Here is a 15,417-nt window from a genome sequence, read left to right as displayed (position 1 = left end):
GGGCTAGAACAAAGGGTTAAAAATTAGAGATATTGTGTTAGAGCCATTCGTCATCATCGCCCCATTCATCATCAGTGTTAGTGTACCGATCAGGACGGGATTCGGAGGAGGGGAGGCGACGATCGCTACTAGGAGGTCGGCGATCGCCATTGGAATAGTCTCCGCGATTGCCGTCAGCACCCAGGTTACGGCTGCTCTTGGGTGTGACCTGGGGAGCATTACGCTCGTTGCGCTCGGCAGGAGTTTGGCGATCGCGGCTATAGGGCTGGCGATCGTTGCTGTCATTCTGATCCTCGTAGGCATTCCGAACTTCATAGCCATCCTGCTCAGAGTTTCTTGAATTACGGTTGTCTCTAGGGGTGCTGTCTCTGGGAGTATTGTCTCTAAGAGTGTTGTCTCCAGGAAAACTGTTTCTAGAAACCCTATCTCTAGGAACATCATCACGCTGGTTGGCGTAGGGATCACGATCGCCGTTACCTCTAGTCTCTCGGTTGCCATAGGAATCACGATCGTCCCTAGGTGCGAAGGAACTGCGATCGCTAGCATCGTAAAGTTCGCGGTTTGCGTTGCCGTAAGGTTTGCTGTTATCCCAATCGTCTTGAGGTCTGCGATCGTAAGAATCACGGCTGTAGGGGTCGCGGCTGGAAGGCTCCGGGCTGTAGAAATCGCGGTTAGGACGAGTGCCGTAGGCAGAACCACCGTAGGAGTCACGGCGGTCTAAATAAGAATCACGTCCGTAGGGGTCGCGCCGATTGTCGTAGTAGTCGCGATCGTCGTCATCGGAGAAGAAATCCTCACCAATGCTAGACAAGGTGCGCCGAATAGAGCCAAAGAAATCACCTTCGTCTTCATCTTCACGGGTCAGGCTGTAGACTTCTTGCTGAAGATCATAGAGAGCGTCGCGCAAATCGCCTTGAGTAATATCGATGCCGCGATCGTCATTTTTGGAGAGGAAAGCGCGTAGTTCTTGCACCAAATTCTCAATTTTACGGCGGTAGGAACTGGCAAACTGCATTCCAAAGTCTAGGGCGACTTCCCTGAGTTGTCGTTCTGCCTCAAAGGTGAGAGCTTCGGCTTTAGTGCGCTTTTCAATGCGATCGCGCTTCTGCCGATCTTGATCGGCGTATAGCTCTGCTTCTTGAATCATCCGATCCACTTCTGCATCGCTCAAGGTTGAAGCGCCTTGAATGGTCACGCCTTGCTCACGCCCTGTGGTGCGATCGAGGGCTGTTACCTGCAAAATACCATTGGCATCAATATCTAGCGATACCTGCACCTGAGGAATGCCACGTGGAGCCGGAGGAATCCCCATCAACTTGAAGCGACCCAAAGATTTATTATCGGCTGCCATTTCCCGCTCGCCTTGAACCACATGCACCTCTACCATCGTTTGATTGTTCTCAGAGGTAGAAAATACGTCCGATCGCCGCACAGGAATGGCAGTATTACGAGGAATTAGTTTCTTCATAACGCCGCCAATTGTTTCCAACCCTAAAGAAAGAGGAGTCACGTCTAGAAGCAGAATATCTTTAACCTCTTGGTTCAAAATCGCGGCTTGGATCGCGGCACCGACTGCGACGACTTCATCAGGGTTCACGTTTTCGTTGGGTTCGCGGTCAATCAGCGATCGCACCAGTTGTTTAATCATCGGGATGCGAGTAGAGCCTCCGACCAGTACCACTTCATCAATTTGCGCCGGGCTCACGCCTGCATCATCCAACGCTTGCTTGACAGGGCGGCGGAGGCGATTAATTAAATCGCCGCACAATCCTTCAAACTGAGAACGGGTAAGGCGAGTTTCAAGATGCTTAGGACCATCTTCAGTAGCGGCAATAAAAGGCAAACTAATTTCAGTCACTGCTACGCCAGAAAGTTCAATCTTGGCTTTTTCTGCAGCTTCCATAAGGCGTTGCAAAGACTGGCGATCGCGACGTAAATCGACACCCTCCTGCTCAAAAAACTGATCTGCTAACCAATCCACAATTTTGTTGTCAAAGTCTACACCACCCAGCTGTGTGTCGCCACTGGTCGATCGGACTTCAAACACACCATCACCAATATCCATCACTGATACATCAAAAGTGCCACCGCCCAAGTCATAGACCAGAATCATCTGGCTCTCGCGCCGATCTAAACCGTACGCCAAAGAAGCAGCAGTCGGTTCATTCAAAATTCTCAGCACTTCCAACCCAGCAATTCGCCCTGCATCTCGCGTTGCTTGCCGTTGGGCATCATCAAAATAAGCCGGAACCGTGATCACTGCGCCGGTAATCGGTTCACCCAAATAACGCTCAGCTTCCTCTGCCAGCTTCCGTAGCACCATTGCCGAAATTTCTTCCGGTGCGTACTCTTTCCGCATCCGAGGGCACTTAACTTTGATATTGCCATACTCGTCCATGCGGATGGTGTAGGGGACTCGCTTTGACTCTGGCGTAATATCTTCGTACAAGCGCCCTATGTATCGCTTCACTCCATAAAAAGTATTCTGAGGATTTAGAACTGCCTGTCGGCGCGCCATTTGCCCGACTAGTCGTTCCTCCTCCTTAGTAAAAGCAACAACCGAAGGTGTCGTTCGCATTCCCTCGGCATTGGCAATGACAATTGGCTTACCGCCTTCCATTACGGCAACAACTGAGTTGGTTGTCCCTAGGTCAATGCCGACTACTTTTCCCATGCCCTACGTTACTCCTCGCCTGCTCGATCAGTATATTGAGAACGATGATCGTTGAATTCATTCTATCTTGCCACCAACATGCCTCTAGTAATGCTCATAGTGAGGATATCCGTCAAACTGGAGAGTATCATAAACCTATGACCTTCCATCTCGGCTGCGCAATTTGGGCATACAAAGACTGGGTAGGCGATCTCTTCCCCACAGGTAGCCGTGCGACAGATTTCCTAAATCTCTACAGCCGCCGCTTCACCACTGTAGAAGGCAATACTACATTCTATTCCATCCCTGACGCAGCGACGGTAAAGCGGTGGGCAACCGAAACACCAGACGGATTCAAGTTTTGCCTCAAGCTGCCGCGCGATCTAACTCATCAAGGATTGTTAGCCGATAAAGTGCAAGGAGCCTTAGATTTTCTGCAACAAATGGAAGGATTAGAAACTCGCCTGGGACCTTACTTTGCTCAACTTCCTCCCACCTATAACCCCACTCAATTCGCAGATCTTGTTACTTTTCTCGAAGCCTTTCCTCGTCGAGAAACTCGTCTTGCTTTAGAAGTTCGGCATTCTGACTGGTTCCACGAACCCCACGCCACGAAGCTGAATGAATTGCTCACAGAGTTAGGCGTGGGGCGGGTTTTGCTGGACACTCGACCAGTCTACGATTGTCCAGACAACCCAGAGATTTATGCAGAGCGAAGGAAGCCAAGAGTGCCATTGCATCATACGCTCACGGCTGATTTCAGCTTAATTCGCTATATCAGCCATCCACAGCTAGAACTGAATCAAGCATTCTTAGAAGAATGGGTGGTACAGATGGAGGTGTGGCTACAGCAGGGAAAGCAGATTTACTTTTTTGTCCATTGTCCGGTAGAAGTGCATTCGCCTACGAATGCTAAACATTTTCAGCAGCTTTTGGAAACTCAAGGGGTTAATGTACCCCCTTTGCCCTGGAATACTATTACACCACCGCCTGACCAACTCAGTCTGTTCTAGATGACTCTAAATGCCTTTGAATCTAATAGCCCCCAATTTCTTAAAGGATCTAGGAAGCTATTAGGTTTATCAATGCGATGTGCCCGATGGTTGGAAGATGCACTGGTCAATGGTCGTTCGTCGGATGACCGCTCATTAACGATTAAGTCTACTTTTAAAGTGATGCGTTTTCAGAACTATTTATTTATGACGATCGATTTAAGACGCAGATTGGCGGTCAGCTTTACAAGTAGATAACAGGCGTTGATCGTTGCTAGTAATGTTTTCGATGCGGTGCATTCCCTCTAAGGTAACCGGTGGAACCGAACCTTGAGCATTGGCGATCGCCCCACCAGTTTGCAGCGCAACTGCATAGGGATAAGATTCACGAGAGTAGCTATCTACTACATTTAGTGCTAGTTGGTCTGCCTGCAAATTGCCGTATACGCAATCGAATGAAGAGCGGGGCATATAAAAAGCACCCATAATTTGACCCCGAGTGACTTCAAACACAAGGTATGCCGAATTAATCTGATCCCGCTTGGGAGATTGTCCATAAAGATAAACACCATCTGCCAGAGGTTGATCTGTAGAACTCTGAGCAACTTGAGCAACTTTGGGTACAGACTCTGTAAGGCTGAGAGAGTCCTCACGACTAGAAGCAGGTAGAGAGGGTAAACCTGCCGCTACCAAACTTAGAGTAAGAAACAAACCCGCAATAGGCTTATCAATTTGTTTAAAAAGAGAGAGCCACCCTTTAGAGGAACGAACTGGAATATTAAACACCGTAGTTACCTCCTAGCAAAATCAATAAAAAAGTTAAAGTTAAAAGCTGATGAACATAATTTCACTCTAGTTGGAAAAAGGTGCTCATTTTTACAATTAAGAAAAGACTTCACATAGATAAATACTGAGTCAATACTTAACTTAATAGTCCGCTTCACGACTCACATAAAAGAGCTACAGTCTGATTCAAGAAAATTTCGCAAAAAAGCTTGGGATTCTAAGATTTTTCATTGAGTCAGGACTCACAAAATGATACAAAATGTATCGTCTTTCGTTAATGGTAATCAAAGAACCTGTTAGATGCATATCAGCCCCTAGACTGATATACGGCTCCAAATATGTACAACCTACAGCAATCTCAACAAGGACTTACAGCATTAAGTATGTCAGTTCTAATTTAATGAGGATAAAGGCTTGTAAAACATTTTTACTAATAAAGATTGTCGTAGTCTTGGTCTTAAAAAATTGGGAGGCAAAAAGCCTCCCAATCTCATCAAACTCCCAAACTTAAAGACTAGCTAGCAAGATACCCTCTAACATTCGCTTTGCGACGACGCAGATGGTCTAGAGCTTGTCGTTCTAGCTGCCGTACCCGCTCGCGGCTAATGTTCATCCGCTGCCCTACTTTAGCAAGCGAAAGCTCATTACCATCATCTAGACCAAAACGAAGAACAAGAACTTCTCGTTGCTGGGGTGTTAACTCTAGCAGCATATCTTGTAAGTCTTGGCGCAATGATTCCTGAGTTGCATAAATCTCAGGAGAAGCATTCTCATCTTCTAACAAGTCCTGCAATTCGGTATCTTGATTGTCGCCCACTCTCAAATCTAAAGAGACAGGCTGGCGCGACAGTAATAAGAACTCTCGAATTTGGGCAGGCTCTAGCTCTAGAGCTTCGCCAATTTCGGCTGGGTTAGGACTGCGACCGAGTTGCTGTGTTAGTTCACGCTGGACTTTCTTGATTTTGTTGAGCTTTTCGGTGATGTGAATGGGTAGACGAATCGTTCGAGCTTGCTGCGCGATCGCCCTCGTAATGGCTTGCCGAATCCACCAATAAGCGTAGGTCGAGAATTTATAGCCCCGCATGGGGTCAAACTTTTCTACGCCCCGCTCCAAGCCTAGAGTGCCTTCTTGAATCAGGTCAAGAAATTCTAGGTTGCGCTTCTGATATTTTTTGGCGATCGCTACAACCAAGCGTAAGTTAGCCGCAATCATTTTTTGCTTAGCCCGTTGCCCCGTGCGCAAGGCTTGATTTAGCTCTACCTCAGAGATCTGGGCTACCTCTGCCCACTCAACTTGAGTCGGTTCCCGATCAAGTTTCTCGGCAAGTTGCTGCTGATTTTCTAGCAGCACCATCATCTGCTGCACCTGTTTACCAAGAATAATTTCTTGCTCATGAGTCAGTAATGGCACTCTTCCAATCTCATGCAGATAAGTCCGCACCATATCTGCGGTCAGCATCGGTTGAGTAGCCTTTTTGTTAGATGTTTCGAGATTGACAGTTGGCATAGCGACCGATCGGCTCCTTGCAACAGGGTTAATAAAAGTACGAATATTAGAAACAAACAGTTTCGTTAAGACAAGAAGGTGGAAACGTTTGACCAAAGAATAAAGGGACTAGAGAGTCTTAAAACTCCTGACAGTAATACCGCTACTTCGGGTCAGGGGGTAAAGATTGCCTTAGCAGTCAGACAGGTGGAGTGAATATAGATTGAACAGATAAATGAATTGACATTAGAGGTTGTTAGAATTCGTCTCTTGCATCTCTTCCAAAGACGAAATTAGGTCAGTTCCTACAGGTGATGGGCAAGGGTGACAATAGGATGGAAGAAGTCGGAATCGTTACGAGTTTGCTTTTGAATACAATGATAATACAAATTTAATCTCCCGTAAAGAGGTAGGGAATCGACCGATCGGATGAATGCCACCTTTCGGACATTCTCAATATCATCTCAGTTTTTCTTTCAGCAGAAGTACGGGAAGTACAGAGAGGAAACCGAACTAAGCCACGTTAAGAGCGTTTTGCTCACGTTCTTTGTTCTAAAATCCTAAGTCTGCTTTGGCGGCTTCTGCGGCCGTGAAAAGATCTTCAGAAGAGAGATCGTCCCAATTGGTATGACCCATTTCGGCATAAAAAGTTTCGTCGTAGGGGCGCGTTCTGATCACAACAGGCATAGGAACGGCATGACCTAGAATCAGCGCTTGTTGTTTAGAGTCAAGCTTTGCCAGCACCGATCGCAAGGCCTGCCCGCCTGAAACCCCAGTGAAGATGGCATCAATGTCTTTTTCATCGTTTAGCAAGGCGGTGATGCGAGTTCCGACCTGCGACATCACTTCATTGTCGATGCCAGAGGGGCGCTGATCAACGACTAGCAAGGTCACAAAATACTTGCGCATTTCGCGGGCAATAGTGCCAAAAATAGTTTGGCGAACGGTAGCGGGATCAAGGAAGCGGTGGGCTTCTTCAATCGTAATGACAAGCTGATGGGGGCGATCGATCGGGTTTTTACTCTGCAAAAATCTTTCTGCTTTATGAACATAGCTGGCATGAATCCGACGGGCAATAACGTTGGTTGCCAGCATGTAGGACAGCATATTAGACTGAGAGCCAAACTCAACCACCACGTGCTTTCCCGCTTCTAATGACTCTAAAATTTGCCCTACATAGTTTTTAGCACTGGTGCTACGTAAATATTTCAGGTCATCTAAGCGAGTTAGCTTACGTTGCAACGCCATGATAGAAGACTTGCTGCCCATTTTGACTTCGCAAAACTCTTGAATTTCTTCATTACTCATTGACAGCAAGCGAGTGATCCAAGCCTTGCCAAATTCGTTCCGCAAAATGATGGCATTTTCCAGGCTAGCTTCCGATAGATTTAGTTCGCCCCTCACTAAGGCTAAATCTTCTACATCAATTTGGTCATAGCTAATGTAGAGTTCTTGAGCATCGCGCACGCCCCGCCGCTTAGTTGAGTCGGGATCAAGAGTGTAGACCTGCACTTGATCAGGAAATAGCTGCCGCAATCCTTTGACGGTGCTAAAGTGCTTGCCTTCTCGGGCAGCTTCCCAGCCATATTCAGAGTGCATATCAAAAATGAGATTAACTGCTGCTCTTTTGAGGATGATCCCCGATAGCAAAAGTCGGGTCAGAAAAGATTTTCCGGTTCCTGACTTACCAAAAATACCGTTGCTGCGTTCGACAAAGCGATCGAGATCAATACAAATGGGTACTGCCATGTCAATCGGCTGTCCAACCGAAAAGTTGCGCCGATGAGGATCGTCTTCCCAACCAAAGACTGCCCGAAAGTCACGCTCGATCGCATCGTAGACCTGGCTAAAGTGGCTGGGGATCGTCTTAACGGGCGAGAGTTCTACGGCACTGGTGTTCGCTTCATAGGAAGCAAGGTTCGATTTACTTTTATTTTTGATGACAGATTTGTCTACTTTGCCCTCATCTTTCGGCGTAAACATTAGCATGGGAGTTAGGTCAATGGTGCCGTAGGTTCCTGTCCCAGAGAGGACTTCTTGCAGAAATGTATTGGTTGGATCGGGCGGGTTCGCCAAAATTCGTTGGCTGGCTGTACCGAGGGCAACGTCGGTTAACATGCAGAAAAAACGCGATCGCACGCCTTGCACTACCAAAAATTTTCCGACTCGCATATCTTCTACTACTACATCGGGATGAAGCCGTACTTCTAGGCCCTTGCTGAGAGAACCTTGAATAACGGAACCAAGTGGTTTTTCTGGATTCATGTGCAGACTCAGAAAAGATGGAGGCGATCGATTGATGAAGCTTCAATACGCCCGTTCTATTATCGGCTAATACGTCCGTTCTAACAAGTAAGGGCAAAGTCCTTAAACATTTGTCTTTGACTGTGTAGGAATGAAAACTTTCGAGTAGCGTCAATGCTTAGACTCTATAAAAATAATAATAGAGGCTAGCTTTTTCTATAAAGCTCAAATCAAGGCTCCGTATTTGTACTGATCCAGCGAAGATGCAGCGTAAAGAGTAATGATGACTAAGGGTTTGAGATCAAATCTCCTTGCTTTTGAAAGAGTAGAAACTGCTTAAAGGTTTCAGGTTCTTGAGAAAGTGAGGGGTTTTCTATTCTCTTAAGAAGTATAAAGCTTCATAATTCAAGGTAACTTTGTTAATTTAATGTAAACTAAAGTGCTTAATATCTCTGAAAGTCAATATTTACACGTAGGATATTAGGTAAGTCGAGGAAACACAGGTAAAATGCATTTTTTCGACTTAAAGTTTCAATGACAGTTGCGGGATGACGCGGGATAAACTATCTCGCGTTATTTTTTTGCAGCATTAACTCAAGTGTTCCTGGTGATAGCTTCAATTTAAGCCAGCCTAGTTTGCCGATCGATTGCGCAGTACGTCTAGGAGCTTGGTCAGAACAGTAGGAATAGGCGCGATCGCCTCTACCCATTCTTCGGTTACCGGGTGCAAAAGCCTCAGTTTCCAGGCATGAAGCGCTTGCCCTGGTAGTTTGACTCCTACCGATTTCCCTAAGCTATAAACCGGATCACCCACTACCGGATGACCCATGTGAGCACTATGCACCCGAATTTGGTGAGTTCGTCCTGTTTCAAGCTGAAACCGTACCAGCGAGTAGTTTCCTAGACGCTCTTCTACCTGCCAATGGGTTATAGCCCGCCTCCCGCCTTTTTCCTCAGGAACGATCGCCATTCTCTTGCGATCATTGGGACGACGACCTACAGGAGCATCAATCGTACCAGTAGGAGCCGGAGCACCATAGACAATTGCTAAATACTCTCGTCGCGCTGTCTTGGTTTTGAACTGAGCTTGCAAGTGTTGATGAGCTTGATCGGTCTTAGCAATGGCGATCGCCCCACTCGTATCTTTGTCAAGGCGATGGACAATGCCAGGACGCTGTATGCCACCAATCCCCGCTAAGTTTTTGCAGTGAGCCAATAGCGCATTCACCAGCGTGCCTCCCTCATGCCCCGGTGCCGGATGAACGACTAAGCCAACGGGCTTGTTCAGGATAATGAGATGATCGTCTTCATAGAGAATATCTAGGGGAATGTCTTCGGCTTGCAAGTCAAGAGGAGCCACTTCGGGAAAAGAGAGAGAGATGCGATCGCCCACTTGTACCGAGGCTTTTTTGGAGGCACAAATTTGTCCGTTAACTAGAACTTGCTCCTGCTCGATTAGCTTTTGGATACGAGCGCGGGAGAGATCAGGGAGTTGGTCTGACAAGAAGCGATCGAGGCGATCGCTATCTTCTAGAACTTGCAGGTTGACTGGAGAAAGCAAAGCGCCTGATCCTGATTCCTCGACGCTAATCTCCATGGAAGTCCTCATTAATAATTTGCTCGATTGTGAAGGGGCAAGTCATGGGATATTCGTTTTCCTCTAGAACTCGTACTCCTAACTTTGCCAATTTACCTTCTCTCATCGCTAGTTCCCGACCATCTAAATAAGCTTTTTCTACTGCCTCTGCCAAAAAAGTCTTCAGAAAAGGCGTATCTATCAGATTGTTAAGCACTCGTTGGCGATGTTCCAACACTGAACTGTACCAACTACCTTTCATCTGCTCAGAGACATCATGCTGAACTTTGAGTTTAAGCAAATGTGCTAGCAGAAGGGTCAGATTGCTCTTCAGCGCATTCTTTTCCGATTTCCCCAAATCTACCAGTTTCTCAACCAGATGCTCGAGATCTAACGCCTCAAATTTATGGTTTTGCAACTGCCGAATCGTTTACTCAATCCATAAACCAAAATCTTCGGCATAAAATGAGGTAATTTGGCTTGTTTCAATTGGGTTCACTGACGAACCTCCTAATTTTGCGTTGAGTCGCAAAGGCATCAAGCTATTGTAGCGCCAATCCTCAGACCCTTGGGCGACTGTCTGACAGAACACTATGGAGATTGACGACATTGCCAATGACCGCGATCGCCGGAGCCTCAAACCCGACCGCTTCAATTTTCTGCAAGATGTTCCCTAGCGTGCCAATCAATTCCTCTTGCTCAGGACGAGTTCCCCAGCGGACTAGGGCGATCGGGGTTTCGGGCGATAGATCTGCGGCAAAAAGCTGCTCGGTAATATAGGGCAAATTGTGAATGCCCATGTAAATAACGATCGTTTCAGAAGCATGGGCGATCGCCTGCCAATTGATAGCCGGACGATACTTACCTGCCGACTCGTGCCCTGTCACAAAAGTAACTGAAGAACTATGATTGCGATGGGTCAGTGGAATGCCTGCATACGCCGGAGCCGCAATGCCCGATGTAATGCCGGGGATCACTTCTACAGAAACTCCTGCCTTGACCAAATCTTCCATTTCCTCGCCGCCTCTGCCAAACACAAAGGGGTCGCCGCCTTTGAGCCGCACGACTACCGCATGGGTTTGAGCTTTCTCGATCAGGAGTTGTGTTGTTTCGGTTTGCAGTAACGAATGCCGTCCGCTGCGTTTGCCGGCATTGATTTGCTCGGCAACAGGATTGATCATTGCCAAAATTTGAGGGCTCACGAGTGCGTCGTATAAAACGACGTCGGCGCATTCCAACAGGGTTTTGCCTTTTAATGTCATCAGCCCCGGATCACCCGGCCCTGCACCTACGAGATAAACTTTGCCCTGCATAGAAGGAGATTGCTGCATGAAAATGTTGACTGAACCTAATGAAAACTAACTGACTATTAAGTATGTAGGGCTAAGTCAGATGGATTAGTATCAAAAACTGCAAGATAAGAATATCCTAAATTTTAGAAATTGTAGGAAATTAGATTGACAATGTGTGTTGCTAAGACAGGGTTTGCACCCAGCGTTTCAGTCATTTTAAGGTGAGTAGCAGGAAATTTCTGGTTAAGCTGGGCAACGGTTTGAGCGATCGCATCAGTGATACCGCCTTCAAACAAAAAGTAGGGCAAAATGTCAATTTCTTCGCATCCCTGCGCCACCAAATTGCTCACTTGAGTTTCTAGGCTGGGTGTAACAGACCAGTAAGCAGGCAGCGCTTTGAGATGAGTCGCGATCGCCTCTACAGGTGAATTTCCGCCAGCCCGCCGACTACCGTGGGACATTAGCACACAACCTGTCTTAGCAGCAGACTGCGTAGCAGGAGTCAGCAGTTCATAAAGGGTAGTATCGGTTCCTAAGTAAGGACAAATCTTGAGGACAATGGAGTCGCCTAGAAATTGTTGGGCGATCGCCACCTCTGCCGGAATATCTTCGACAACGTGAACGCCAGGAATCAAAAAGAGTGGAATAACAGAGATACGCAGGTGAGTAGGGTCGAGTCCTTGAAGCTCTCTCAAAGCGCGTGCCTCTTGGGCAAAAACTTGAATTTGTTGATGTAAAGGCGTGGGAGCACAATCCAACACAGCGGTTTTGACTAAAGGCTGCAACTCTCCCACCGTCTTTAACTGCTGAGCCACTAATTCCGCTAACTGGGCAGTTGCAATTTGAGGACGAGGATCGCGGCTGCCATGAGACACCAGTAAGTAAGTGGAAGAAGTTTTGGGCAGCATCACAAGTAATAAAAATAGAATTGAGAGACTCCCAACTTAAGTTGGAGATGGGAGCCTGGAGTAATTTGCAGGTTAACTAGGCTTTCGCCAAGTGCAGCATTGTGCCTAAGCCTGCGCCCATTTCTTCGGCGCTAAGCTTGCCGTCTTTATTAAGATCCATCGCGTCAAATACCGCATCAGTGCCCAGCCACTCTTCGCGGGTAATAAAGCCATCGCCATCTAAGTCATAGACCAGGAAAACGTCGGCTGCCGCAGGAGGAGTAGATTCTTGGCTTTGTAAGCGCTCCAGACGCTCGGCTAGAAGCTGTTCCAGGGAAACTAGTGCTTTAGTAAAGCCGCTAATCCCCTCTTCTAGTTTGTCTGTTGCCATCCGATCGCTAGCGTGCATTTCGTCAAAGGTCGCTCTGTCGATGGAGATTTTTTCGATCGCCATATCCGCTGCCTTTGCTGGGTCAAGCTTGCGAGGCAAACTATCAGTGCTTGCCTTTAGTTCTGCCAAAAGTGCAGGAGAGATGGTCAGTAGATCGCAGCCTGCTAATTCAATGATTTCGCCTAAGTTGCGGAAACTGGCTCCCATCACTTCGGTGTTGTAGCCAAACTTTTTGTAGTAGTTATAGATGGTTGTGACTGAGACCACGCCCGGATCTTCGGCAGGAGCATAGCTGTCTTTGCCAGTCTCTTTTTTGTGCCAATCTAAAATTCGCCCGACGAAAGGAGAAATTAAGGTGATTCCTGCCTCGGCACAGGCGATCGCTTGATGCAGTCCAAATAAAAGCGTCAGGTTACAGTGAATTCCTTCTTTTTCTAAGGATTCAGCCGCCTTGATACCTTCCCAAGTCGAGGCAATTTTAATCAAGACGCGATCGCGCGATACACCCGCTGCTTCATACTGGGCAATAATCTGATGGGCTTTGGCGATCGTGGCTTCGGTATCGTAGGACAAGCGAGCATCGACTTCTGTAGAAACCCGACCCGGGATAATTTCTAGAATCTTTAGCCCAAATGAAACAGCAAGGCGATCGAACGCTAAAGTCGCAATTTCCTCTGCACTTGCATCTTGTCCAGCATCCTGACTCGCTTGAGTTAAGGTTTGATCAACAATCTCTTGATACTCCGGCATTTGTGCCGCTGCTGTGATCAATGAAGGATTGGTAGTGGCATCGCGTGGCGTAAACTGCTCAATTGCCCGAATGTCTCCCGTATCAGCAACGACAGTGGTCATGGATTTCAATTGCTCTAACAAATTAGACATGATTTTAGTTCCTCTATGACGTACTTCCTAGCCCCGCTGTCATGATACGAGGGCAAAATGGGGATCTAGGGTTTTTTCCACATTTTTCCGGATCTTGTACCCAACCAGATCTTGAATTCGGGCTTGAGATTTTGTTTTGTTTTGTATCGTTAATGTTGGCTTACTTGCATCTATCTCATGGTTCAGACACCGTTCTATCCTCCAAAACGTAATTTCTATCTCATCTGGCTTGCTCAAAAAGTCTTGCCATGGGTCGCAAGGCTTATCATGCAGGTCGATTTGGTGGTTGCACCAGAGTCGTTGGCACTCCTACGAAAACTGAAGGGAAAACCTTATCTGGTTTTGTGCAATCATCCAACTTTCCACGACCCTATGGTAATGTTTTTGCTGTCGGCTCGGCTGGGAGTGTCGTTTTATTACTTGGCAGCCTACGAACAATTTCAAGATCAGGTACAGCGCTGGTTTTATCAACGCTTGGGAGCTTACTCCATTCGGCGAGGGCTTGCCGATCGCTCCAGCATCGCCTATACCGTTGCCCTGATGCAAAAGCGTGACTGTCGATTAGTAATTTTCCCCGAAGGAGGATGCTCGTTTCAAAACGATACCATCATGCCTTTTCGCTCTGGGGGCGTGCAAATGGCGCTCCAGGCAATGACCAAGCAGGTCAAGCGGGGCAAAAAAGTGCAAGATTTTTACGTGGTTCCCGTCAGCCTCAAGTATCGCTATACCGGAGATATGACAGAGGCGATCGCCCACGCTCTTAACCAACTCGAACAAGCCCTTAATCTTTCTCAACAAGGCGACTACTACCAGCGCCTCCGAGCTATTGCCGCCCAGCTTTTGCGCCGCTACGAACAGGAGTATGGCATCACTCCACCTGCTAGCACCAATTGGAACCAGCGCATTGCTGTCCTGAAATTCCAAGCCCTCCAGCAATGCGAACTAAGACTGGGCTTAACGCCTGCCCCTCACGAGCCCCATCGAGAGCGCGTCTACCGGATTCGCCACATTCTCTCTTCTCGTATCAATACGCTGCTGCCCGATGGCACAGATGGCTGGGACATAATTCGTAAAGCGAGTCTGCGAATGCTTAACTTCGATGCTATTTACGACGGCTACGTGGCTGCTCACCCCACGCCCGAACGCTTTTTAGATACGTTAGTCCGGTTTGAACGTGAGGTATTTGACATTGACCAACCGCAACCTAAAGGGCATCGGCAAGCCATTTTACAAGTCGGCGAACCCGTGAACCTGAAAGATTATTTTCAGGCTTATGTTCAAGATCGTTCAGCCACAGTTGATTCATTACTCCAGCAGTTTCAGATAATGATGCAGAAGAATTTGAACGAATTATCAGAGCGATCGCCTCGGTTCGCCCAAGGTTCGCCTAAACTGAAGAAGCTGCCATCACAAAAGGATCTAAAACCCTAATCTGTCATACTCTTTCAGGATGAAATGAACCTGAGAGCTATGTTACATTTGTTGACAGCCATAATAATAACTTTGGGCACTTTCGATTCATGTTTACAAAGCAAGTAACCGACTCAAAAACCTTCCAGTGGTTTGAGGAGCGTCTCGAAATCCAGGCGCTTGCCGATGACATTAGCAGCAAGTACGTTCCTCCTCATGTCAATATTTTTTATTGCTTGGGCGGCATTACGCTGACCTGCTTTATCATCCAGTTCGCCACTGGCTTTGCGATGACCTTCTACTACAAACCTACTGTTACCGAAGCCTTTGAATCGGTGCAGTACCTGATGACTGACGTTAGCTTTGGTTGGCTCATCCGCTCTATTCACCGCTGGTCTGCCAGCATGATGGTTCTGATGATGATTCTCCATGTCTTCCGTGTTTACCTAACTGGCGGCTTCAAAAAGCCCCGTGAGTTAACCTGGGTAACAGGCGTAATCTTAGCTGTCATTACTGTTTCATTTGGCGTGACAGGCTACTCTCTACCTTGGGATCAAGTTGGATATTGGGCGGTCAAGATTGTATCGGGCGTACCTGAAGCAATCCCCGTGGTTGGACACCTCATTGCTGACCTGTTGCGCGGCGGCACTAGCGTCGGTCAATCAACCCTGACTCGCTACTACAGCGCTCACACCTTCGTTTTGCCCTGGTTCATTGCAGTCTTCATGCTGCTTCACTTTTTGATGATTCGCAAGCAAGGCATCTCTGGCCCTCTGTAAGCCTTTGATCAAGATATTTCCCGCTTTAACCTTGTAAGG

Annotated in this window: 12 protein-coding genes; 3 read left to right on the top strand and 9 right to left on the bottom strand. The window is 47.4% G+C overall.

Annotation, left to right across the window (positions count from 1 at the left end; translation table 11 throughout):
* Window positions 1-37: 37 nt before the first annotated feature.
* Window positions 38-2,674: a molecular chaperone DnaK gene (gene dnaK / locus KME11_01900; protein MBW4513963.1), complete on the bottom strand. Its 2,637-nt coding sequence runs from the start codon at window positions 2,672-2,674 to the stop codon at window positions 38-40.
* A 137-nt stretch (window positions 2,675-2,811) separates the two neighbouring features.
* Here dnaK and KME11_01895 point away from each other — a divergent pair, with 137 nt between their 5' ends.
* Window positions 2,812-3,666 (top strand): DUF72 domain-containing protein, encoded by an 855-nt coding sequence (locus tag KME11_01895; protein ID MBW4513962.1) that lies wholly within the window; start codon window positions 2,812-2,814, stop codon window positions 3,664-3,666.
* 198 nt (window positions 3,667-3,864) lie between these two features.
* Here the strand turns inward: KME11_01895 and KME11_01890 are convergent, their stop codons facing one another.
* From KME11_01890 to KME11_01855, 8 genes are all read right to left on the bottom strand, one after another.
* Entirely contained in the window at window positions 3,865-4,431 is a 567-nt protein-coding gene (locus KME11_01890) for a hypothetical protein (GenBank protein ID MBW4513961.1), read from the bottom strand.
* A 514-nt stretch (window positions 4,432-4,945) separates the two neighbouring features.
* Window positions 4,946-5,938 carry an RNA polymerase sigma factor, RpoD/SigA family gene (locus tag KME11_01885; protein MBW4513960.1) on the bottom strand — a complete coding sequence of 331 codons (993 nt, stop codon included), beginning with the start codon at window positions 5,936-5,938 and terminating at the stop codon, window positions 4,946-4,948.
* Window positions 5,939-6,469: 531 nt separating this feature from the next.
* Window positions 6,470-8,182, bottom strand: coding sequence for an ATP-binding protein (locus KME11_01880; protein MBW4513959.1), 1,713 nt, complete (start codon window positions 8,180-8,182; stop codon window positions 6,470-6,472).
* Between the two features lie 610 nt (window positions 8,183-8,792).
* Complete coding sequence (locus KME11_01875; GenBank protein ID MBW4513958.1) at window positions 8,793-9,770, bottom strand: RluA family pseudouridine synthase; 978 nt, start codon at window positions 9,768-9,770, stop codon at window positions 8,793-8,795.
* Entirely contained in the window at window positions 9,748-10,155 is a 408-nt protein-coding gene (locus KME11_01870; GenBank protein ID MBW4513957.1) for a DUF29 domain-containing protein, read from the bottom strand. Before KME11_01870 ends, KME11_01875 begins: the two co-directional genes overlap by 23 nt.
* A gap of 142 nt (window positions 10,156-10,297) precedes the next feature.
* Window positions 10,298-11,068: a uroporphyrinogen-III C-methyltransferase gene (gene cobA / locus KME11_01865; GenBank protein ID MBW4513956.1), complete on the bottom strand. Its 771-nt coding sequence runs from the start codon at window positions 11,066-11,068 to the stop codon at window positions 10,298-10,300.
* Window positions 11,069-11,172: 104 nt separating this feature from the next.
* Window positions 11,173-11,937, bottom strand: a complete 765-nt coding sequence (locus tag KME11_01860; GenBank protein MBW4513955.1) for a sirohydrochlorin chelatase — start codon at window positions 11,935-11,937, stop codon at window positions 11,173-11,175.
* A gap of 76 nt (window positions 11,938-12,013) precedes the next feature.
* A complete protein-coding gene (locus KME11_01855; protein ID MBW4513954.1) occupies window positions 12,014-13,189 on the bottom strand; it encodes a transaldolase in 1,176 nt (391 codons plus the stop codon).
* Between the two features lie 177 nt (window positions 13,190-13,366).
* Here KME11_01855 and KME11_01850 point away from each other — a divergent pair, with 177 nt between their 5' ends.
* Complete coding sequence (locus KME11_01850) at window positions 13,367-14,620, top strand: 1-acyl-sn-glycerol-3-phosphate acyltransferase (GenBank protein MBW4513953.1); 1,254 nt, start codon at window positions 13,367-13,369, stop codon at window positions 14,618-14,620.
* A gap of 89 nt (window positions 14,621-14,709) precedes the next feature.
* Window positions 14,710-15,378 (top strand): cytochrome b6, encoded by a 669-nt coding sequence (locus KME11_01845; protein MBW4513952.1) that lies wholly within the window; start codon window positions 14,710-14,712, stop codon window positions 15,376-15,378.
* Window positions 15,379-15,417 lie beyond the last annotated feature (39 nt).

Source organism: Timaviella obliquedivisa GSE-PSE-MK23-08B (assembly GCA_019358855.1).
In the GTDB taxonomy this organism is placed as follows: Bacteria; Cyanobacteriota; Cyanobacteriia; order Elainellales; family Elainellaceae; genus Timaviella; species Timaviella obliquedivisa.
Note: the sequence above shows the minus strand (reverse complement) of the source record. Positions and strands in the feature narration are given on the sequence as shown.